Source organism: Streptomyces sp. NBC_01669 (genome assembly GCF_026339735.1).
GTDB lineage: Bacteria > Actinomycetota > Actinomycetes > Streptomycetales > Streptomycetaceae > Streptomyces > Streptomyces yanii.
In genome coordinates, this window is sequence record NZ_JAPEQG010000001.1 from 3,146,363 (window position 1) to 3,167,039 (window position 20,677).

A 20,677-nucleotide genomic window follows, 5' to 3' on the forward strand; every position below is an offset into this window, starting at 1 on the left:
CGGTAGAGTGGGCGGTTCCGGGCCGGGGCCGGGTCGGGGCCGCGCCGCGTCCCCAGCCGTTGATCTGTCACCATTCCCCGGGGGACCGTTCGCCGGCGAACGGTGCTCGTTTGGAGAGTTGCGACCAGGGGACGGATGGGACCGCGCAGTGCGGGGCTACGAACGCCAGGAGAGCCACCGAGCTGAAGACGACCATCTCTCGCGGTTCGAAGCCGAGATGGACCGGCTGAAGACCGACCGGGAGAAGGCCGTCCAGCACGCCGAGGACCTCGGTTACCAGGTCGAGGTCTTGCGCGCCAAGCTGCACGAGGCTCGGCGCAATCTCGCGACCCGTCCCGCGTACGACAGCGCGGACATCGGCTACCAGGCCGAACAGCTGCTCCGTAATGCCCAGATCCAGGCCGACCAGCTGCGCACCGACGCCGAGCGCGAGCTCCGTGACGCCCGGGCGCAGACGCAGCGGATCCTGCAGGAGCACGCCGAGCACCAGGCGCGGCTGCAGGCCGAGCTGCACAACGAGGCCGTGCAGCGACGGCAGCGCCTCGACCAGGAGCTGGCGGAGCGCCGCCAGACCGTCGAGTCGCATGTCAACGAGAACGTCGCCTGGGCCGAGCAGCTCCGGGCCAGGACCGAGTCCCAGGCCCGCCGGCTGCTCGACGAGTCCCGGGCCGAGGCCGAGCAGTCCCTGGCGGCCGCCCGCGCCGAGGCCACCCGGCTCGCCGACGAGACCCGGCAGCGGCTCGGCTCCGAGGCGGAGTCCGCCCGTTCCGAGGCCGAAGCGATCCTGCTGCGCGCCCGCAAGGACGCCGAGCGGCTGCTGGGCGCCGCCTCCAGCCAGGCGCAGGAGGCCACCAGCCACGCCGAACAGCTGCGTACGTCGACGACCGCGGAGACCGAACAGACCCGGCAGCAGACGGCCGAGCTGAACCGGGCCGCCGAGCAGCGCATGCAGGAGGCCGAGACGCAACTGCGCGAGGCCCGCCTGGAGGCGGAAAAGGTCCTCGCCGAGGCGAAGGAGGCCGCGGTCAAGCGGCTGGCCGGCGCCGAGTCGCAGAACGAGCAGCGCACCCGTACGGCCAAGTCGGAGATCGCCCGGCTGGTCGGCGAGGCCACGAAGGACGCCGAGACGCTGAAGGCGGAAGCCGAGCAGGCGCTCGCCGACGCCCGCGCCGAGGCGGACCGGATCAAGTCCGAGGCGACCGAGAAGGCCCGCACGGCGGCCGTCGAGGACACCGCGGCCCAGCTCGCCAAGGCGGCCAGGACCGCCGAGGAGGTGCTGACCAAGGCGTCCGAGGACGCACGGTCGACCACGAAGGCGGCGAGCGAGGAGGCCGACCGGATCCGCCGCGAGGCCGAGGCCGAGGCGGACCGGCTGCGCGGCGAGGCCGCCGAACAGGCCGACCAGCTCAAGGGCGCGGCCAAGGACGACACCGAGGAGTACCGGGCCAGGACCGTCGAGCTGCAGGAGGAGGCCCGCAGGCTGCGCGGCGAGGCCGAGCAGCTGCGCTCCGAGGCGGTCGCCGAGGGCGAGCGGATCAGGGGCGAGGCCCGCCGCGAGGCCGTCCAGCAGATCGAGGAAGGCGCGAAGACCGCCGAGGAGCTGCTGTCCAAGGCGAAGGCGGACGCCGAGGAACTGCGGACCGCCGCGGGCACCGAGAGCGACCGGGTCCGTACCGAGGCCGTCGAGCGCGCCACGGCCCTGCGCAGCCAGGCCGAGGAAGCGCTGGAGCGGGTCCGTGCCGAGGCCGACCGGCTGCGTACGGAGTCCGAGGAACAGGCGGAGTCCACCACGGCCGCGGCCGAGCGGGCGGCGGCCGCGCTCCGGGAGGAGACCGAGCGTGCGGTCGCCGCCCGCCAGGCCGAGGCCGCCGACGAACTGACCCGGCTGCGCACCGAGGCCGCGGACCGGGTCACCGCCGCCGAGCAGACACTGGCGGACGCGCGCGGCGAGGCGGAGCGCATCCGCCGCGAGACCAACGAGGAGTCCGAGCGACTGCGCGCGGAGGCCGCCGAGCGGCTGCGCGCCCTGCAGACACAGGCGGAGACCGAGGCCGAGCGGCTGCGCGACGAGGCCGCGGCGGACGCGTCGCAGTCGCGTGCCGAGGGCGAGTCCGTCGCCGTACGACTGCGCAGCGAGGCGGCCGCCGAGGCGGAGCGGCTCAAGTCCGAAGCCCAGGACAGTGCCGACCGGGTACGGGCCGAGGCCGCGGCCGCCGCCGAACGCGTGGGCACCGAGGCCGCCGAGGCGCTGGCCGCCGCGCAGGAGGAGGCGAACCGGCGCCACCGCGAGGCGGAGGAGACCCTCGACGCGGCGCGCACCGAGGCGAACCAGGAGCGCGAGCGCGCCCGCGAGCAGAGCGAGGAGCTGCTCGCCTCCGCCCGCAAGCGGGTCGAGGAGGCGCAGGCCGAGACGCACCGCCTGGTCGAGGAGGCGGACGCGCGGGCGACCGAGATGGTCTCCGCGGCCGAGCAGACCGCCCAGCAGGTACGGGACTCGGTCTCCGGGCTCCAGGAGCAGGCCGAGGCGGAGATCGCCGGGCTGCGTTCCACCGCCGAGCACGTGGCGGAGCGGACGAAGGCCGAGGCGCAGGAGGAGGCGGACCGGGTACGCGCCGATGCGTATGCGGAGCGGGAGCGGGCGAGCGAGGACGCGAGCCGGATCCGCCGGGAGGCGCAGGAGGAGTCCGAGGCCGCCAAGGCGATGGCCGAACGGACCGTCAGCGACGCGATCAGTGAGTCGGATCGGCTGCGCTCGGACACCGCGGAGTACAGCCAGCGAATGCGCACCGAAGCTTCGGACGCGCTGGCCTCGGCCGAGCAGGATGCCTCCCGCAGCCGCGCGGAGGCCCGCGAGGACGCCAACCGGATGCGTTCGGACGCCGCGACGCAGGCCGACCGGCTCGTCGGCGAGGCGACGGGCGAGAGCGAGCGGATCCGTACCGAGGCGACAGAGCAGGCGACGACCCTCGTCAGCGACGCCACGGCCCGGGCCGACCGGCTCCTCGGTGAGGCGACCGACGAGGCGGAGCAGCTGCGCGCGGAGGCGGCGGCCACTGTCGGCTCGGCGCAGGAGCACGCGGCACGCACCCGTGAGGAGTCGGAGCGGGTGCGCACCGACGCGGAGGCGGCGGCCGAGCAGATGCGCGGCGAGGCCCGCGCGGAGGCGGACCGGTTGCTCGACGAGGCGCGCGAGGCGGCGGCGAAGCGCCGTGCGGACGCCGCCGAGCAGGCCGACCAGCTCATGAACAAGGCCCAGGAGGAGGCGCTGCGCGCCGCCACCGAGGCCGAGGAGCAGGCCGACACGATGGTCGGCGCGGCCCGCAAGGAGGCCGTGCGGATCACCTCCGAGGCGACCGTCGAGGGCAACACCCTGGTGGAGCGGGCGCGTACGGACGCGGACGAGCTGTTGGTCGGTGCGCGCCGGGACGCCACGGCCGTTCGGGAGCGGGCGGAGGAGCTCCGGACGCGTCTGGAGAGCGAGATCGAGCAGCTGCACGACCGTGCCCGGCGGGAGACCTCCGAGCAGATGAAGACGGCGGGCGAGCGCGTCGACAAGCTGATGAAGGCGGCGACCGAACAGCGCGAGGAGGCCGCGGCGAAGGCGAAGGAGCTGCTGGCGGACGCGAATTCGGAGGCGAGCAAGGTACGGATCGCCGCGGTCAAGCGGGCCGAGTCGCTGCTGAAGGAGGCCGAGCAGAAGAAGGCCACCATGGTCCGCGAGGCCGAGAAGCTGCGGGCCGACGCCGAGCAGGAGGCGAAGCGGACGGTCGACGAGGGACGGCGCGAACTCGACGTCCTGGTGCGCCGGCGCGAGGACATCAACACGGAGATCTCCCGCGTCCAGGACGTACTGGAGGCGTTGGAGTCCTTCGAGGCACCGACGGGCGGCGGAAAGGGTGCGGGTGGCGGGTCCACCGGCGTCAAAGCCGGAGCCTCGGCAGGCACTCGATCGAGTGGCAAGTCGTCCGATGGGTAGTCGACCGACCGTGTCACGTGCTTCGACAAGAACGTTCAACCCTCCGAGTGGCAAGGGTTCCGGGGGTCAGCCACTCAAAAGGGGTGTCATTCTCCAGATCAAACGGGCATCCACTCGATGACACGCCGCCCAGGCCCCTAGGATTCCCTCTATCACCTCACCGGTCTTACTTCGACAGGAACCCCATGAGTGACCCTTCCTCCCCCTTCGGCTTCGAGCTCGTGCGGCGTGGTTACGACCGCGGTCAGGTGGATGACCGCATTACCAAGCTCGTCGCCGACCGTGATAGTGCTCTGACCCGCATCACGTCTCTGGAAAAGCGCATCGAGGAGCTTCACCTCGAAACGCAGAACGCCCAGGCCCAGGTGAACGACGCAGAGCCGTCGTACGCGGGTCTCGGTGCGCGTGTGGAGAAGATTCTCCGCCTCGCCGAGGAGGAGGCGAAGGACCTGCGCGACGAGGCCCGTCGCGCCGCCGAGCAGCACCGCGAGCTCGCCGAGTCGGCCGCCCAGCAGGTACGCAACGACGCCGAGTCGTTCGCCACCGAGCGCAAGGCGAAGGCCGAGGACGAGGGCGTCCGCATCGTCGAGAAGTCCAAGGGTGAGGCCAACGCGCTGCGTACCGAGGCCCAGAAGGACGCGGCGCAGAAGCGCGAGGAGGCCGAGGCCCTCTTCGAGGAGACCCGCGCCAAGGCCGCCCAGGCCGCCGCGGACTTCGAGACCAACCTGGCCAAGCGCCGCGACCAGTCGGAGCGCGACCTCGCATCCCGTCAGGCCAAGGCCGAGAAGCGCCTCGCCGAGATCGAGCACCGCGCCGAGCAGCTCCGCCTGGAGGCCGAGAAGCTCCGTACGGACGCCGAGCGCCGGGCGCGTCAGACCGTGGAGACCGCGCAGCGCCAGTCCGAGGACATCGTGGCCGACGCGAACGCCAAGGCCGACCGGATCCGCAGCGAATCGGAGCGCGAACTGGCGGCACTCACCAACCGCCGCGACTCCATCAACGCGCAGCTGACCAACGTCCGCGAGATGCTGGCGACGCTGACCGGTGCCGCAGTGGCCGCCGCGGGTTCGCCGGTGGACGACGAGCCCGTCACCCGTGGTGTCCCGGCTCAGCAGACCCGCTGACGCCCCGGTACCTCAGCTGTACCCTTTGCGCGCCCGGTTCCGCCCTTGTGGTGGCGCCGGGCGCGTGGCCGTTCTAGCGTGAGCGCATGATCGAGCTTGATGGCCTCACCAAGCGCTTCGGTAACAAGGTTGCCGTCGACCACCTTTCATTCCAGGTCAGGCCTGGAATGGTGACGGGTTTTCTGGGCCCGAACGGGGCGGGCAAGTCCACCACGATGCGGATGATGCTCGATCTCGACAACCCGACCAGCGGATCGGTGCGGATCGACGGCAAGCACTACCGTGAGCTGTCGGAGCCCCTGAAACACATCGGTGCGCTGCTCGACGCCAAGTCGATGCACGGAGGACGCAGCGCGTACGACAATCTGCTCTGTCTCGCGCAGAGCAATCGCATCCCGGAGAGCCGCGTCCCGGAAGTCCTCGACACCGTCGGCCTGACCGCGGTGGCGAAGAAGAAGTCCAAGTCGTTCTCCCTCGGAATGGGTCAGCGGCTCGGAATCGCGGCCGCGCTGCTCGGTGATCCCGAGATCCTGATGTTCGACGAACCCGTCAATGGTCTGGACCCCGAGGGAATTCACTGGATCCGCAATCTGATGAAGACGCTCGCGGCGGAAGGCCGGACGATCTTCGTCTCCTCGCATCTGATGAGCGAAATGGCGCTCACCGCAGAACACTTGATCGTCATCGGCCAGGGCCGCCTGCTCGCCGACACCTCGATGGCCGATTTCATCCACCAGAACTCGCGCAGTTATGTACGAATGCGCTCCCCGCAGCAGGAACGGCTGCGCGATGTGCTGCACGAGGCGGGCATCATCGCGGTCGAATCGGGGAGCGGCGTGCTGGAGATCGATGGCTCCACCAGCGAACAGCTCGGCGAGCTGGCCGCGCAGCACCAGATCGTGCTGCATGAGCTGAGCTCCCAACGGGCCTCGCTGGAGGAGGCATTCATGCAGATGACGGCGGACTCCGTGGAGTACCACGCCCATGCGGACCACGCCGGGTGGCCGCCACCGCCCGCGGGCCCCCAGTGGGGCGAGCAGTGGAACCAGCAGCACGACAGCTTCACGTCCGGCACCTCCGGCCCCGGAAAGGGGGCGTGACGACGATGGCATCGGTACCCGCGGTCCTGACCTCCGAGTGGACCAAGATCCGTACGGTCTCCTCCACCACCTGGACCCTGATCTCCGCGTTCGCCGTCACCGCGGCGATGAGCGCGGCGCTCTGCGCACTGATGAACTCCCAGTTCGACGAACTCCCCGCGGCGGAGCAGGCCACCTTCGACCCGGCCCTCCTGAGTTTCTCCGGGATGGTCCTGGGTCAGCTCGCGATGGTCGTCTTCGGTGTCCTGGTGGTCAGCACGGAGTACAGCTCCGGCATGATCCGTACCTCGCTGGCGGCCGTGCCGCAGCGCGGCTCGTTCCTCTTCAGCAAGATCCTCGTCGCAGGTGTGCTGTCGCTGGTGGTCGGGCTGGCCACCAGCTTCGCCACGTTCTTCCTCGGCCAGGCACTCCTCGGCGACCATCGCACGGACATCGGTGCGGAGAATGTCCTGCGCGCGGTCTTCGGCGGCGGCATCTACATGGGGCTGATCGCGATCTTCTCCATGGGTGTGGCGACGATGCTGCGCAGCTCGATGCTGTCGCTCGGCATTCTGATGCCGTTCTTCTTCCTCGTCTCGCAGATCCTGTCGGCGGTCCCGGGCGCCAAGAACGTGGCCCGCTACTTTCCCGACCAGGCAGGCTCCAAGATCATGCAGGTGGTTCCGGCCGCCATGAACAGCGAGCCGGCGCCGTACGGGCCGTGGGGCGGGCTCGGCATTCTGGCCGCGTGGGTGGTGGCCGCGCTGATCGGTGGGTACCTCGTGCTCAAGAAGCGGGACGCGTAGCCGGCAGGTCCGACTCGGACTCGGTCAGTATCGAGTCGAAGTCCTCCCAGCCCTCCCACTGCCAGACGTCCCGCTCAGGGTCCGCCTTGAGCGGGACGAACCGGCCGAGCTCGAAATCGCCCCGGGCCGCGTCCAGGTCGAACCACCGCTCGTCAGCCACCTCACTGCCGAGACCCACCGCCCGCGCCGTCAGCCTCACCATGAGTTTGGCGTCCTCCGACGCGGACAGATCCTTGCCCTGAATACTGGCAAGAGGCAGCTGCCCCACGGTGGCGTCCACCGGGATCCATACGGTGAAGGGCGCGCCTCGCTCCACGGCGAGCCACGAACGCTCGTCGGCCCGCTGCCCCTTCTCGTCCAGGACCTTGAGCCACTTCTTGTAGATGACACGGCTGCCGTCGAAGGGCGACGTCTCCAGGTAGCGCAGATGCACCCGGGCTCTGAGATCGACGACCGAGAGGTTGTCGAAGTAGTTGTAGAAGCGCACCGCGATGACGGCATGGTCCGCCGCTGCGCCCGCGGGCACGGGAAAGTCGGCGGTACGGGTCGGCGAGACGCTCGCGCGCCGCCGCCAGACGAACGGGCGCAGCGCGAACAACTTGATCAGGACGATGCCGAGCACCACGGCGGGTGCCAGCGCGCCCGTCAATGAGGCCAGGGTGGCCAGCAGTTGGTGGGCGAGGCTGTCCTGCTCGGGGCTGAGGCTGTCCGTGCCCACGCAGGCCCGCAGTGCCCCCAGGGTCAGGTTCAACAGCCCCTCTCCGTCGCGGAAGCGGTCGCCGACGCTGCGGGAGGAGTGCTCGGTCAGGGTCCAGACGGCCGCGATGATTACGGCGAGACAGACCAGCGCGCTCAGCGCCATCAGCATCAGCGCGTGCACGGAACGGCCCGCGACCCACCAGCGGACGGACGTCCGGTGACGCGGATGCGATCTTTCGCTCCGTCGTCGTGCGGGTATCCACATCGGTTCGCCCCCATTCAGAACCTCGTGCGAGGGGCTCCTTGCCCGCATTCGGCTCCGGCGAATCCCGCGCGCGGGGTGCCCCCGGTGCTCGCTGCGGGTAGACCGGGTGTGGAAGGCTCTGCCCGTGCCCGTGACCTACCGAAGGACGTCCCCATGAAGGACCGAAGCCTCGCTGCGCTGGGCCTGGACGACGTTCCGGCGAAGGAACCGCTGACCTATCCCGGCCGCCCGACCACCGAGCCCTCGTTGCTCGACGGCGACGAACTGCTTCAGCTGAGCGTCCGCCCGATGCGGCTCGGCGACTGGTACGTCGAGGAGAAGCGGCAGCTCGACGAGGAACTGCGGCAACGCGGCCAGGTCGTGACCGGCAGTCGGCATCCGGTCGTCGCGGTCGGCTCCAACGCGTCCCCCGGCCAGGTCAGTCACAAGCTCACCCGGCTCGGCATCCCGGTCACCGTGCCGATGGTGCCGGTACGGGTGGAGGGCATCGGCGTCGGCTGCTCCGGGCACATCAGTCCGGCCGGCTATGTCGCGGGCACGCCGTACGTGGACCGGGGCGCGAGCGCGGTCCTCGTCGTCGCCTGGCTGGACGCCGAGCAGCTGGAAGCCGTCGATGCCACCGAGTTCCCCGACTACCGGCGGGCGATATTGCCCGGCGACGAATTCCCGATGACCATGCCGTCCGGGGAACGGCTCGGCGGCGCGTACATCTACTTCAGCTCGCACGGTGTACTGGCCGGCCCGGACGGCACGCCGCGTCCCGGCGGCGGCGACCAGTCCGAGCTCCTCGCCGCCCTGCTCGCCGCTTCGCCCCGTCTCGGTGAACTGCTCGGCCCCGACCCGTCGTCCTGGGTCAAGAAGGCGGGCATCGATCCCGGCCTGCGCGAGGAGGGCACCCGGATCTTCGGCGAGGAGGGATGGGTACTCCCGCAGACCGACTTCCTGCCGTACCTCGACGCTTCCGCCGACCTGCGGCTTTACGACGACCTGCCGCCTCTCGGCGACTCGCTCCCCTGAACGGCTTGGCCGGAACCGTCAAGGCCTGGATATCCTCCTAACTCTTACGGGGGGCGTGCGGCCTGACGGCCTGGGCCCCGACGACAGATAAGTCGATGGGGCTGGAGCATGATCGAGGCAGTCGGCCTGACCAAGCGCTACGGCGCGAAGACGGCCGTGTACAACCTTTCCTTCCAGGTGCGGCCCGGCGCCGTCACCGGATTCCTCGGTCCCAACGGGTCGGGCAAGTCCACCACCATGCGCATGATGCTCGGCCTGGACCAGCCGACGTCCGGCCACGTGACGATCGGCGGGCATCCCTTCCGCAGCCTGCCGAACGCGCCGCGCCAGGTGGGTGCGCTGCTGGACGCCAAGGCGGTGCACGGAGGCCGCAGCGCCCGTAACCACCTGCTCTCGCTGGCGCAGCTCGCGGGTATCCCGGCCGCCCGGGTCGACGAGGTGCTCGGTGTCGTGGGCCTGCAGGACGTCGCCAGGAAGCGGTCCAAGGGATTCTCGCTCGGCATGGGGCAGAGGCTCGGGATCGCGGCGGCGCTGCTGGGCGACCCGCAGGTGCTGCTCTTCGACGAGCCGGTCAACGGCCTCGACCCGGAGGGCATCCTCTGGGTCCGCAATCTGATGCGTTTGCTGGCGTCCGAGGGCCGTACGGTCTTTGTTTCCAGCCATCTGATGAGCGAGATGGCGCTCACCGCCGATCATCTGATCGTGATCGGGCGCGGTCAGCTGCTCGCCGATATGAGCGTCAAGGACTTCATCTCCGCCAACTCGGCCGATTTCGCGCGGGTACGGGTCCCGGATGCGCAGCCCGAGCAGCGGGAGAAGCTGACCGCCGCGCTCACCGAGGCGGGCGGCCAGGTCATGTCCGAGCCGGGCGGGGCCCTGCGGGTCACCGGGCTGCAGCTGCCGCGGATCAGTGACCTGGCGCACGGGGCGGATGTGCGGCTGTGGGAGCTCTCACCGCACCAGGCCTCGCTGGAGGAGGCGTACATGCGGATGACGCAGGGCGCCGTGGACTACCGCTCCACGGTGGACCAGAAGGCCGGGCTGCAGCAGCCCGTGCCGGGCGGCGGATACGCACCGCCGCTGCCGACCGTCCCGGAGGTGCCGCAGCAGGGCTGGTACGCCCCGCCGCCGCCCGGACAGAACCCGTACGCGGCACCCCCCGTGGCCGCCCCGGCCGTGCCCGCGCCCGCCGCGCCCGCAGCCGGCCCCGCAGACCTGACCAAGCGCGACACCAGCGAGGACGCCCGATGACAACGCCGCCGACCCCGCAGGCGCCGTACCAGCAGCAGGCGCAGCAGTACCCGCAGCAGAACTGGGCGCCGGCGCCCACCGATCTGTACACGTCGCCCATCCCGCAGCGCCGCGCCACCCTCGCCGACGCGCTCGCCTCCGAGTGGACCAAGATCCGCTCCGTGCGCTCCACGATGTGGACGCTCGGCATCATGATCGTGCTGCTGCTCGGCATCGGACTGCTGTCGGCCGTCGCTGTCAACGCGTCCGACTCCGAGATCGGCTCCACCAAGGTGCTCAGCTTCGGCTTCTTCGGGGTGCTTCTCGGTTCGATCTGTGTGATCACACTCGGCGTGATGACCATCGCCACCGAGTACGGCACCGGCATGATCCGTACGACGCTGACGGCCTGCCCCAGCCGCGCCCGGGTGCTGAGCGCGAAGGCGATCGTCTTCTTCCTGCTCACCTTCACCATCACGACCGTGATGACCACGCTCGTCGCCGCGCTGCAGACGGCCATCCTGGACGGCGGTACCGCGAGCGGTGACGACTGGCTGCGCGCCACGGTCGGCGTCGGTCTCTACATCGCGACCCTGGGACTGCTGTCGCTTGCGGTCGGCGCTCTCATCCGGCACTCCGCCGGCGCGATCACGATCATGATCGCGGTGGTACTGCTGCCGCTGGTGCTGGCCATGTTCATGTTTTCGCAGTCGCTCGCCGATGTGCAGCAGGCCCTCTTCGAGTACTCGATCCCCAGCCAGCTCGGCGGGCTGTACGACGCCTCGGTCTCCGCGTCGGGACCGTCCGGCTGGGAGCCGCTGTGGATCATGATCGGCGTCACTGCCGTGGCCATGATCGGTGCCTTCGCGTCACTGGAGAGCCGCGACGTCTGACCGGTTCCCGTCCTGCGGAGCTCAATAGCGCGGCGCGTTCCTGGACCGCTGCACCCTCGTGGTGCGGCGGTCCTTCGCGTTCCAGCACGCCTTGTGCCAGTGCCTGCGGTCGTCGATCCCGCCGTACTCGGGCCAAGTGACGAGGTGCGGTACGCCGGACGGGATCTCCTGGTCGCAGCCGGGGCAGCGATACCGCTTTCCCGCCGCGCTCGCACCGCTGACCGGGCGCACCGACCACTGCTCGCCCTGCCATTCCTCGGCGCGCCCGCCCCCGCCGTAGCGCTCCCCCGACACGCTCGCGCTGTCGGAGGGATTCTCGCCGCCTCGGGGACGGTTACGGCGCGGGGACACGTGACACCTCACAGGGCAGGCTGGGCAGTTCCCGTCAAGCGTAGGGCCATTCGGCCGGGGCAGGCGTCCGGTACCGCCCGGGACAGGACGGGTTACCGGAAAATCGCAACAACTTCGCCGTGGACCGTGCCTTTGGCACGTGTCAGACGTTGTTGCCAGTAGGGGAGAGCCGCGTCGGCCACAAGGAGGTAATTGGCGATGCGCGTGGGAACGTTCGTACTGGCAGCCCAGTTTCCGGGGCAGGGGCCGGGGGAGGCGCTGCATCGCGCGATCCGGTCCACCGAGGTCGCGGAGAAGTCCGGGCTCGATTCGGTCTGGCTGGCAGAACATCATTTCGTGCCGTACGGGGTCTGCCCGTCCGCCGTCACGCTGGCCGCGCTGCTGCTCGGCCGCACCCGCAGGATCCGGGTCGGTACGGCGGTCAGCGTGCTGCCGAACCAGCATCCGGTGGCGCTCGGTGAACAGGCCGCGCTGCTCCATCTCACCAGCGGGGGCAGATTCTCCCTCGGCGTGGGACGGGGCGGCCCCTGGGTGGACCTGGAGGTGTTCGGAGGGGGCCTGGAGGCGTACGAGACGGGCTTCCCGGAGTCGTTGGACCTGCTGCTCGACTGGCTGCGCGAACCACGCGTGGCGGGCAACGGGGAGCGATTCGGCTTCCGTGAGGTCGCGGTGGTCCCCCGGGCCGACGAGCTGCTCGACGAGAACGACGGGAACGGCACGCAAGGGCCGGGCGGCCCCGAGGTGATCGTCGCGTGCACGTCGCCGAAGAGCGTGAAACTCGCCGCCGAGAACGGCCTGCCGATGCTTCTCGGAATGCACTGCGGCGACGAGGAGAAGGCCGAGATGGTCGCCCTGTGGCGCTCCACCGCGCTCGCCGCGGGCCGGTCGCCCGAGAGTGTCCGGGAGGCGGGCCATGTCTCCGCGGGCGTCGCCCAGATCGCGGACCGGTCCGAGGAGGCCGTGGAGACACTCGTGAAGGCGATGCCGGGGTGGCTGCGACAGGGACTGGACGCCCATGTGACGGTCGACGGCAGGCACCGCGTGATGCGCGACCCGGTCGCCTATACGGAGTTGCTCTGCGGCCTTCATCCGGTGGGCCCGCCCGGGCTCGCCGCAGACCGGCTCGCCGCAACCGCCGAGCGGACAGGCATCACCAGGTTCGCGCTCCTGGTGGAGGGTTCGGGAGATCTGGCGGCCACGGAGGAGAACGTAGCGCGGCTGGGCACCGAGGTACTGCCACTACTGACATGAACACCCGTAGGAGTACAGGGAGCTGCCGCCCCGGAGCCAGTTGCACCTCCCGCGGCCCGGAGCGGCAGCAGAAGCGTTCAGCAGTCCCGTAGTTCGGGCGACTGGTTGAGCAACTGGCCCCGCACCGAAGTGAATCGGGCCAGCCGCTCGTCGACCGAGGCGTCCAGCGGGAACACCGCGACGCGGTGGCAGTTCTGGAATGCCAGGCGCACCCCGAAGTGCCGCTGCAGCGCACCGCGTATCGCATCACTCGCGAGCGCACGCAGCAGCTGACCACGTGCCTGCTCATCCGGCGGGGGCGTCTGGTTGTCGGCGAACTCGCCGCCGTCGACCTTCAGCTGGGCCACCAGAGAGCTGATCATCTCCCATGCGTAGGGCAGGGAGGTCCGGACGCAGTCGACGAAGTCGGCTTCGTCGACCTCGCCTCGCTCGGCCTGTTCCAACAGCGCCGGTGAGACGTCGAGCGACATGGGTTCTCCTCTCGCGACCCCGGCGGACGGCCGGGGCCTTACGGGCAGGGAAGGAGGACGGCGACGCAGCGTACACGCGCGGCGACCTCCTGCTTCCACGGTAAGGGCGCAGTCCGGGCCGCACCAGGAGATTGGGAACACAACCGGCCAATAACGAAGGTGCGCAAAGAGGGGCAAGCCCGAGGTCCTGAAGCGCTGTGGTGGGCGATGGTGGTGGGGCGGCGGAGGGAGAATCGCGCCGGGCACCCGTCGTCGAGTAGCGTTGCGGACCATGCGTCTCGTCATCGCCCGCTGCTCCGTGGACTACGCGGGCCGGCTCACGGCCCACCTGCCCTCCGCTCCCCGTCTCATCCTGGTGAAGGCGGACGGGAGCGTCTCCATCCATGCCGACGACAGGGCGTACAAACCCCTCAACTGGATGTCACCGCCCTGCACACTGAAGGAGGGCGCCGACGACACCGAGGGCGTCTGGACCGTGGTGAACAAAGCGGGCGAAAAACTGATCATCACGATGGAGGAGATCCTCCACGACTCCTCGCACGAACTGGGCGTCGATCCGGGCCTCATCAAGGACGGCGTGGAAGCACACCTGCAGGAACTCCTCGCCGACCGGATCGAGATCCTCGGCGAGGGCTACACCCTGATCCGCCGCGAATACCCCACCGCCATCGGCCCGGTCGACATCCTGTGCCGGGACGCGGACGGGAAGACCGTGGCCGTGGAGCTGAAGCGCCGCGGTGACATCGACGGCGTGGAGCAGCTGACCCGCTACCTGGAACTGCTCAACCGCGATCCCCACCTCGCCCCGGTGAAGGGCATCTTTGCGGCGCAGGAGATCAAGCCGCAGGCCCGGGTGCTGGCGACGGACCGCGGAATCGGCTGCGTGGTGCTCGACTACGACGCCATGCGCGGCATCGAGGACGACAAGCTCCGCCTGTTCTGACCACGGTCACCGCACCACGGAAGGCCCCGGACCCGCGCTGTGCGGTCCGGGGCCTTCCACGTCTGTGCGGACGTGCGCTCAGAGCCTCTCAGGCCACGACCGGTTCCGCAGAGGTGCCGGAGGCGCTCGCCGTCGTGGACGGGCCGCTCGCCGAGTCGGAGGTGCCCGGGGGTGTCGGCTCCGTCGGGGTGTCGGTCGGGGTGGGGGTGTCGGTCGGCTGCGTCTCCGTCGGGGTCGGAGTGGCCGTCTTGGTCGGCGTCTTCGTGGGTGTCCTGGTCGGCGACTTGGTGGGCGTGCCCGGGGAACTGGGCCTCCCGCTCGTCGGCCGGCCCGAACTCGGGCTGTCGCTCGGCCCGCTCGACTCCGAGGACGGTGCACCGCTGCCGCTCGGGGTGACCTGACTGCCGGACGGTCCCGGCGTCGAGGGCGAGCCGCTCGACGAGGCTCCGCCCGGTGTCGAGTCGTCCGCCGGCTCGTCGGCCGGGAGCCCGTTCTCGCTGTCGTCCTCGCCCGCCGACTGCTCGGTCGAGACGCTTCCGCCGTCCCGGGCGTCGCTGCTGGACGTCATGCCGAGCGTCACCACGGTGCCGAGCACCGCGGCCAGCAGGACGCCCGCGCCTGCCGCGACCAGATTGCGCCGGGCGCCGCCCAGCACCGCCTTGCGGCCGTCGAATCCATCGGTGCCGGATGCCGGGACGGCCCGGGATATCAGCGCGGTGTCGTCCTCGGACATCCGCGGCAGCACCATCGGCCCGGCCGCGGGTATGCCGCCGGGCGGCGACACGAACTCGTCGTACCGTGCGGCCGGTGTCTCCTCGCCTGCCGGTGTGCGGCCGCCGGGCAATGTGCCGGCGCGGTCCGCGACCAGGGCGAGTGCCCGGCGTCCGGCCACTGCCCCGGACTTGTCGGCGAGCGCGCCGCGCATGCCGATCGAGGTCTCCAGTTCGGCCCTGGCCCGGTCCGGATTCCCGTTGCAGAGTGCGAGGACGCCCAACTCGTGGTGGAAGTAGGCCTCCTCCGCGACCTCACCGGCAATCCTGGCGGCCTCCTGCCCCAGCCGCAGGGTCTTCTCCCAGCCGCTCCAGTGCAGCCCGGCCGCGAAGGCGGGGGCGGCGCTGCGGGCCAGCAGCACGGCGGCGCTGACCTGTCCGGCCCCGTCACCGGGGACCAGCCGGGTCATGGCCGCGACGATCGCGTCGGCCTCGGCGACGGCACGGGCGGCGGTGACCGAGGGGTGCCCGGCCCACCAGGCGTAGTGCTGGGCGGCGGTGCGGGCCCGGTCGTCCGCGTCCTCGCCGTATCCGGCGGCCTCCAGCTGGGCGACGACTCCGGGGGCCAGCCGGTAGCGGGAACCGGCCGGGGAGAGCAGTCCGCAGGCGGCCAGCTCACCGAGCGCGGCATCGGCGTGGGTGTCCCCCACGAGCGCCGGCAGATGCGCCTGGTGCGGCACCTCGCCGCCGAGTGCGACCGAGAAGTGCAGGGTGTCGCGTGCCGGACCGCTCAGCCGGGAGGCGAGCAGCGCGGCGGGTGCCGCGCCCTCACCGAGGCTGGGCAGCGGTACGTCCTGGCCGTCGGCGCCCTTCGCGAAGACGTCGTCGACGGGCCGGCCCTCGGCGTAGCCCTGCTCGTCGTAGGCGGTCGGGTCGGTGCGCAGCATGTCGCGCTGGCGCAGCAGGGCGCCCGCCTGGACGAAGCGCAGCGGCAGCCCCTCGGACTCGAACCAGAGGTCACCCGCCCAGTTCGCCTCGTCGTCGGTGAGCGGCCGCTCGACGACCTGTTCCAGCAGCGCGACGGAGGCGCTGCGGCCCAGTCCTGCGAGGAAAACCTCTTCGAGGTGCGCGTCGGCGGTGGGCGCCGGGACGTCGGGGGTGGTGGCGATCAGGAAGGCGCACTCGGGCGTCGCGTCGAGCAGCTCGTCCAGCCCGGCCCCGCCGAACTCCAGGTCGTCGAGGACGACGACGGCGCCGATGGACCCGAGCTTTTCGAGAAGCACGGCACGGTCGGGGCGGAGCAGCGGTGCGTCGTAGACCGCCTCGAAGAGCCCGTACAGCAGGTCCGTGACGGTGCGCTTGAGGCCGGAGAGCCGGACGACTCCGTCCGGTGCGAGGTCCGCGCAGTCGGCGGCGACAGCGCCCAGCAGCGCCGTGCGGCCGGATCCGGCCGGCCCCGTGAGCCGTACCGAGCGGCCGCGCGCCAGCAGACGTACCAGCCGCTCGCGCTCCTCCTGGCGCTCCAGGAGCGGCAGTTGGGGGGCGGGCGGACCCGGTGGTACGGGCGGTGCGGCGGCACGCTCGCGGTCGGTGCGCTCGGCGGCGGTGCGGCGGACCGGCACGGAGGGCTGCTCCCCCGGCGGGCAGAGCTCGACCTCGCTGCCGTCGACCGGGTTGACGGTGAGCAGGAAGTCGCCGGAGACGACCTGCACAACACGCGCCTGCTGCGTCGGCTGCTGACCGAAATCGCTGGTCAGCGGCGCGCGGGGCTGCGTTCGCCGGCTGCTTTCCTCGCCGTAGCCGTCATTGTCCTGGCCGAAATCTTCCGGCCCCCGGTGTATCGGGTCCATCGCCAAAGTCCCCCAGACGCGTCGCGCGGTTGCCCCTCCCGGCCTCGCACGCACCGCTGTCGCTTCTGGTCCGGTGTCCGCCCCAAGGGTTCCGTCATTCGGGGGACGGCCGAACCCTAGACCTTCGCACAGTATCTACAAACCATCGGGGTGCCACGCCGCCCAGGACGTCATGGTCTCGTGAGGATTGTGCGTGTTCGCATGGACGCCCTTTACACCCGCGGCAGGGAGTCTGCGGCGATTCCGCCCTCGATGGCCAGAATGCGGTGCAGTCGGGTCGCCACCAGCAGGCGCTGCATCTGCGGCGGCACGCCGCGGAGCACCAGCCGCCGGCCGGCCCGCCCGGCCCTCCGGTGTGCGCCCATGATGACGCCCAGTCCGGTGGCGTCCCAGGAGTCCAGCTCGGTCAGGTCGAGCACCAGGTCGCCGACTCCGTCGTCGAGGGCGGAGTGCAGGACCGTACGGGCGTCCGCCGCGCTCCGGACGTCGAGGCGGCCCCCGACGACCAGCTCGGTGTGGTCGCCCCTGATGTGCATATGCGCTCCCCGGGAATACTCCATGGACGGTCCGTCTGTCTGTTCCTGCCCCTGCTCCGTCTCTGCCACAACTGACTGTGCCGGCCACAGGGAAGTTGCCGTCTGTAAGCGAACCGATACCGAATTCACTCCGTGGAGTGACATCGGCCCGCTGAAGGCCCACCGCAGCCGGGAGCCTCCCCCCGGCTCCCGGGCCTGATCGACGGCAGATCAGGCACCCGGGGGCGCAAAACCGATCAGTAGGTGTAGAAGCCCTGCCCGCTCTTGCGGCCGATGTCACCTGCATCGACCATCCGGCGCATCAACTCCGGCGCCGCGAACTTCTCGTCCTGCGACTCGGTGTAGATGTTGGACGTGGCGTGCAGCAGGATGTCGACGCCCGTCAGGTCCGCCGTCGCGAGGGGCCCCATGGCGTGGCCGAAGCCCAGCTTGCAGGCGATGTCGATGTCCTCGGCCGAGGCAACACCCGACTCGTACAGCTTGGCGGCCTCGACGACGAGCGCCGAGATCAGCCGGGTGGTGACGAAGCCGGCGACGTCACGGTTGACCACGATGCAGGTCTTGCCGACGGACTCGGCGAACTCGCGCGCGGTGGCGAGGGCTTCGTCGCTGGTCTTGTAGCCGCGTACGAGCTCGCAGAGCTGCATCATCGGGACCGGCGAGAAGAAGTGCACACCGACGACGCGCTCCGGGCGCTCCGTGACAGCCGCGATCTTGGTGATCGGGATGGCGGAGGTGTTGGAGGCGAGGACGGCGTCGTCCCGCACGATCTTGTCGAGGGCCCGGAAGATCTCGTGCTTGACCTCGAGCTTCTCGAAGACGGCTTCGACGACGACGTCAGCGTCGGCGACCGCGTCGAGATCGGTGGTCGTGGTGATGCGGGCCAGCGCGGCGTCGGCGTCGGCCGCCTCCAGCTTCCCCTTGGAGACGAACTTGTCGTACGAGGCCTTGATGCCGTCGCGACCACGGGTCAGGGCCGCGTCGGTGACATCACGCAGCACGACGTCCCAGCCCGCCTGGGCGGAGACCTGCGCGATACCGGACCCCATGAGTCCGGCCCCGATGACGGCGAGCTTCCTGGCCACGTTCGCACCCCTTTGCGTTCGGCCCCGACGGCCGTCGTCCGCGACGACGGTCCGGACGGATTCTTAACGGTTGTTCACATGCTCTCCGGCGGAGATTAGTACCCGTGAGGCGCGCTGGGGCGGTGAAGAGATGCGCGTCACGTCTCACATGACGGACATCACACCGGGACGCGTCATTCGGCAGCGCGTCGCGCGTAGTTGAGCACCTTGTCCCCGAGCACGTCCTCCATCTCGTCGAGGAGGACGAGGGCTTCGCGGGACACCTCGGCCGGCTTGCGGCCGGCGACCATCTCGCGCCCGATGTGGCCGAGCAGGGTGGAGTGGACCCAGGAGAGCTGACCGGCCACCAGCAGGGGCAGCGGGTCGCCGGGGCCTGCGCCGGCCTCCTCGCGCAGGGTCGTCTCCAGATGGACGAGCGCATCCTGCTGGATGTACCAGAGGCGGGCCTTGAGGCTGTCGGCCTCCTGGACGACCCGCATGAAGCGCTCGTACCCCTCGATCAGGCCGACCGTCGACGAGACGCTTTCGACCTGGATGCGCAGTTCGCGCAGGACGGCGTCGGCGGCGGACTCGCCCCGATGGCGGCCGCGCACGTAACGCGAGAGGAGGCCGACGACATCGCTGCTGCGGTCGAGGAACAGGTCCTCCTTGGTCGGGAAGTAGTTGTAGACCGTGTTCACGGAGACCTCAGCGACCTGCGCGATCTCCGCGATGGTGACCGCGTCGAAGCCGCGCTCCAGGAAGAGGGCGGTGGCCACATCCGAGAGGTGCTGCCTGGTCTGCCGCTTCTTCCGCTCCCTGAGCCCCTCTGCCATACCGCCATCCTAGCTTTGCTGATGTCACTTAATTTTTGGTGTCATCGCAAAGTTTCAGGGACCCTGTTTGGGTGACGCCGGTCAGCAGGCCGGCCGGACGTGCTGTCACGGTTCATCCCGATCCGCTGTCCGGCGGACGTGGTGCGAAGCGCGTACGTGGGCACGTACGGTTCCACGACGATGCTGTCCGGAGTCCTCGTCGCTCCTGCGTTCGCCCTGGTCGGCGTGATGGTCGGCACACGCGTGTTCCGGACCGCCGGAGCGTGAGCGAGCCCGGCTAGGCTCGGCCGCATGGTCAATCTGACGCGCATCTACACCCGTACCGGCGACCAGGGCACGACCGCCCTCGGCGACATGAGCCGCACCGCCAAGACCGATCTGCGGATCTCGGCGTACGCCGACACCAATGAGGCCAATGCCGTCATCGGTACGGCGATCGCGCTCGGGCAGCTGCCGGAGGAGGTCGTGAAGGTCCTCGTCCGTGTGCAGAACGACCTGTTCGACGTGGGTGCGGATCTGTCGACGCCGGTCGTCGAGGAACCGAAGTACCCCCCGCTGCGGGTCGAGCAGCACTACGTCGACCGGCTGGAGGCGGACTGCGACCACTTCCTGGAGCAGTTGGAGAAGCTGCGGTCCTTCATCCTGCCGGGCGGTACGCCGGGGGCGGCGCTGCTGCACCAGGCGTGCACGGTGGTCCGGCGGGCCGAGCGGTCCACCTGGGCGGCGCTGGAGGTGCACGGCGAGGTGATGAACGCGCTGACCGCGACGTACCTCAACCGCCTCTCCGACCTTCTGTTCATCCTCGCGAGGACGGCGAACAAGGAAGTCGGCGACGTGCTGTGGGTACCGGGCGGGGAACGGTAGACCGGGGTCCCTTCGTCCCGTCCGGCGTTCGAGGACAACGTCGGCCGGACGGGACCTGCCCCTACCGCTCCGCCTTCGCCCGCTTCGGGAACACCGTGTAGCTCACGGCGATGATCAGGTTGATCCCGATCACGAAGAGCATCGTCTGCTGCCACGACCGCAGCGACCCCACGTCCCCGTCCCCGCCCACGTACCGGATCGCCCCTTCCAGCAGCGCCAGCGCGGTCACCGCCGCGACCACCCACCGCGCCGCGACCCGCCACTCGTGGACCGCCCTCGGCATCCCGTACTTCGGCGGTTTCACCGGCGGCGGGCCACCTGCGAACCGGTGGGCGACGCGGGCGTCGACCCACGTGATGGTCGAGTGCCCGAGTCCGACGGTGAAGCCGATGTACACCGCGGCCAGTCCGTGCTTCCAGTCCGGCTCGGCGCCGTTCTTCAGGTCGATGGCCGTCACCACCAGCAGCACGAGCTCCAGCAGCGGCTCGCACAGCAGCAGTGCGGCCCCGAGCCTCGGCTTCTTCGCCAGGTACCGCAGCGCGAGTCCCGCGGCCAGCAGCACCCAGAAGGCGATCTCGCAGAGCACGATCAGCGTGACGATCACGGCACTCCTCCTCCCGGTCCCCTTCATCCTGCTTGCTTCACCTGCGCGCTTCGTCGTCGCCAGTGACGAACCGCGACTGCATCCTTCGATGTAGTCGCGTATCGCCCCG

General features: G+C 70.5%; 19 protein-coding genes. 11 read left to right on the plus strand and 8 right to left on the minus strand.

Annotated elements, in window-relative coordinates:
• The first annotated feature begins 148 nt into the window (after positions 1-148).
• The 4 genes from scy (at position 149) to OG972_RS13735 (ending at position 6,985) form a co-directional block, all read left to right on the plus strand.
• Positions 149-3,976, plus strand: a complete 3,828-nt coding sequence (scy, locus tag OG972_RS13720; protein ID WP_266981404.1) for a polarized growth protein Scy — start codon at positions 149-151, stop codon at positions 3,974-3,976.
• Positions 3,977-4,161: 185 nt separating this feature from the next.
• Complete coding sequence (locus tag OG972_RS13725) at positions 4,162-5,100, plus strand: cellulose-binding protein (protein ID WP_266981406.1); 939 nt, start codon at positions 4,162-4,164, stop codon at positions 5,098-5,100.
• An 86-nt stretch (positions 5,101-5,186) separates the two neighbouring features.
• The gene (locus OG972_RS13730) at positions 5,187-6,200 is read left to right on the plus strand and encodes an ABC transporter ATP-binding protein (RefSeq protein WP_266981407.1); all 1,014 of its coding nucleotides are present in this window, start codon (positions 5,187-5,189) and stop codon (positions 6,198-6,200) included.
• Between the two features lie 5 nt (positions 6,201-6,205).
• Positions 6,206-6,985: an ABC transporter permease subunit gene (locus tag OG972_RS13735; protein ID WP_266981409.1), complete on the plus strand. Its 780-nt coding sequence runs from the start codon at positions 6,206-6,208 to the stop codon at positions 6,983-6,985.
• Here the strand turns inward: OG972_RS13735 and OG972_RS13740 are convergent.
• Positions 6,966-7,865: a hypothetical protein gene (locus tag OG972_RS13740; protein WP_266981411.1), complete on the minus strand. Its 900-nt coding sequence runs from the start codon at positions 7,863-7,865 to the stop codon at positions 6,966-6,968. The two genes, OG972_RS13735 and OG972_RS13740, sit on opposite strands and share 20 nt — an antisense overlap.
• A 237-nt stretch (positions 7,866-8,102) precedes the next feature.
• Here OG972_RS13740 and OG972_RS13745 point away from each other — a divergent pair, with 237 nt between their 5' ends.
• The 3 genes from OG972_RS13745 (at position 8,103) to OG972_RS13755 (ending at position 11,089) form a co-directional block, all read left to right on the plus strand.
• Positions 8,103-8,966 carry a hypothetical protein gene (locus OG972_RS13745; RefSeq protein WP_266981413.1) on the plus strand — a complete coding sequence of 288 codons (864 nt, stop codon included), beginning with the start codon at positions 8,103-8,105 and terminating at the stop codon, positions 8,964-8,966.
• Positions 8,967-9,074: 108 nt separating this feature from the next.
• On the plus strand, positions 9,075-10,217 hold the full coding sequence (locus tag OG972_RS13750; protein ID WP_266981414.1) for an ABC transporter ATP-binding protein: 1,143 nt from the start codon (positions 9,075-9,077) through the stop codon (positions 10,215-10,217).
• Positions 10,214-11,089 carry an ABC transporter permease subunit gene (locus OG972_RS13755; protein WP_266981415.1) on the plus strand — a complete coding sequence of 292 codons (876 nt, stop codon included), beginning with the start codon at positions 10,214-10,216 and terminating at the stop codon, positions 11,087-11,089. The genes OG972_RS13750 and OG972_RS13755 overlap by 4 nt, the downstream gene beginning before the upstream one ends.
• 21 nt (positions 11,090-11,110) lie before the next feature.
• On the opposite strand, the gene OG972_RS13760 is transcribed toward OG972_RS13755, so the two are convergent.
• On the minus strand, positions 11,111-11,440 hold the full coding sequence (locus OG972_RS13760; protein WP_266981417.1) for an ATP/GTP-binding protein: 330 nt from the start codon (positions 11,438-11,440) through the stop codon (positions 11,111-11,113).
• Between the two features lie 198 nt (positions 11,441-11,638).
• Between OG972_RS13760 and OG972_RS13765 the strand changes: the two genes are divergently transcribed.
• A complete protein-coding gene (locus tag OG972_RS13765; protein ID WP_266981419.1) occupies positions 11,639-12,691 on the plus strand; it encodes an LLM class flavin-dependent oxidoreductase in 1,053 nt (350 codons plus the stop codon).
• A gap of 77 nt (positions 12,692-12,768) precedes the next feature.
• Here the strand turns inward: OG972_RS13765 and OG972_RS13770 are convergent, their stop codons facing one another.
• Complete coding sequence (locus OG972_RS13770) at positions 12,769-13,161, minus strand: SCO5389 family protein (RefSeq protein ID WP_030971516.1); 393 nt, start codon at positions 13,159-13,161, stop codon at positions 12,769-12,771.
• A gap of 271 nt (positions 13,162-13,432) precedes the next feature.
• Here OG972_RS13770 and nucS point away from each other — a divergent pair, with 271 nt between their 5' ends.
• Positions 13,433-14,104: an endonuclease NucS gene (gene nucS / locus OG972_RS13775; protein ID WP_030971518.1), complete on the plus strand. Its 672-nt coding sequence runs from the start codon at positions 13,433-13,435 to the stop codon at positions 14,102-14,104.
• Positions 14,105-14,192: 88 nt separating this feature from the next.
• On the opposite strand, the gene OG972_RS13780 is transcribed toward nucS, so the two are convergent.
• From OG972_RS13780 to OG972_RS13795, 4 genes are all read right to left on the minus strand, one after another.
• A complete protein-coding gene (locus OG972_RS13780) occupies positions 14,193-16,664 on the minus strand; it encodes a lipopolysaccharide assembly protein LapB (RefSeq protein ID WP_266981421.1) in 2,472 nt (823 codons plus the stop codon).
• A 212-nt stretch (positions 16,665-16,876) separates the two neighbouring features.
• Complete coding sequence (locus OG972_RS13785) at positions 16,877-17,200, minus strand: STAS domain-containing protein (protein WP_266981423.1); 324 nt, start codon at positions 17,198-17,200, stop codon at positions 16,877-16,879.
• Positions 17,201-17,436: 236 nt separating this feature from the next.
• Positions 17,437-18,285: a 3-hydroxyacyl-CoA dehydrogenase family protein gene (locus OG972_RS13790; RefSeq protein WP_266981425.1), complete on the minus strand. Its 849-nt coding sequence runs from the start codon at positions 18,283-18,285 to the stop codon at positions 17,437-17,439.
• 173 nt (positions 18,286-18,458) lie between these two features.
• Entirely contained in the window at positions 18,459-19,100 is a 642-nt protein-coding gene (locus OG972_RS13795; RefSeq protein ID WP_266981427.1) for a TetR/AcrR family transcriptional regulator, read from the minus strand.
• A 99-nt stretch (positions 19,101-19,199) separates the two neighbouring features.
• On the opposite strand from OG972_RS13795, the gene OG972_RS13800 reads away from it, so the two are divergent.
• Together OG972_RS13800 and OG972_RS13805 are read left to right on the plus strand one after the other, a co-directional pair.
• Positions 19,200-19,367, plus strand: a complete 168-nt coding sequence (locus tag OG972_RS13800) for a hypothetical protein (protein WP_266981429.1) — start codon at positions 19,200-19,202, stop codon at positions 19,365-19,367.
• A 24-nt stretch (positions 19,368-19,391) separates the two neighbouring features.
• On the plus strand, positions 19,392-19,964 hold the full coding sequence (locus OG972_RS13805) for a cob(I)yrinic acid a,c-diamide adenosyltransferase (protein WP_266981430.1): 573 nt from the start codon (positions 19,392-19,394) through the stop codon (positions 19,962-19,964).
• Between the two features lie 61 nt (positions 19,965-20,025).
• On the opposite strand, the gene OG972_RS13810 is transcribed toward OG972_RS13805, so the two are convergent.
• Complete coding sequence (locus OG972_RS13810) at positions 20,026-20,568, minus strand: hypothetical protein (protein ID WP_266981432.1); 543 nt, start codon at positions 20,566-20,568, stop codon at positions 20,026-20,028.
• Positions 20,569-20,677: the final 109 nt, after the last annotated feature.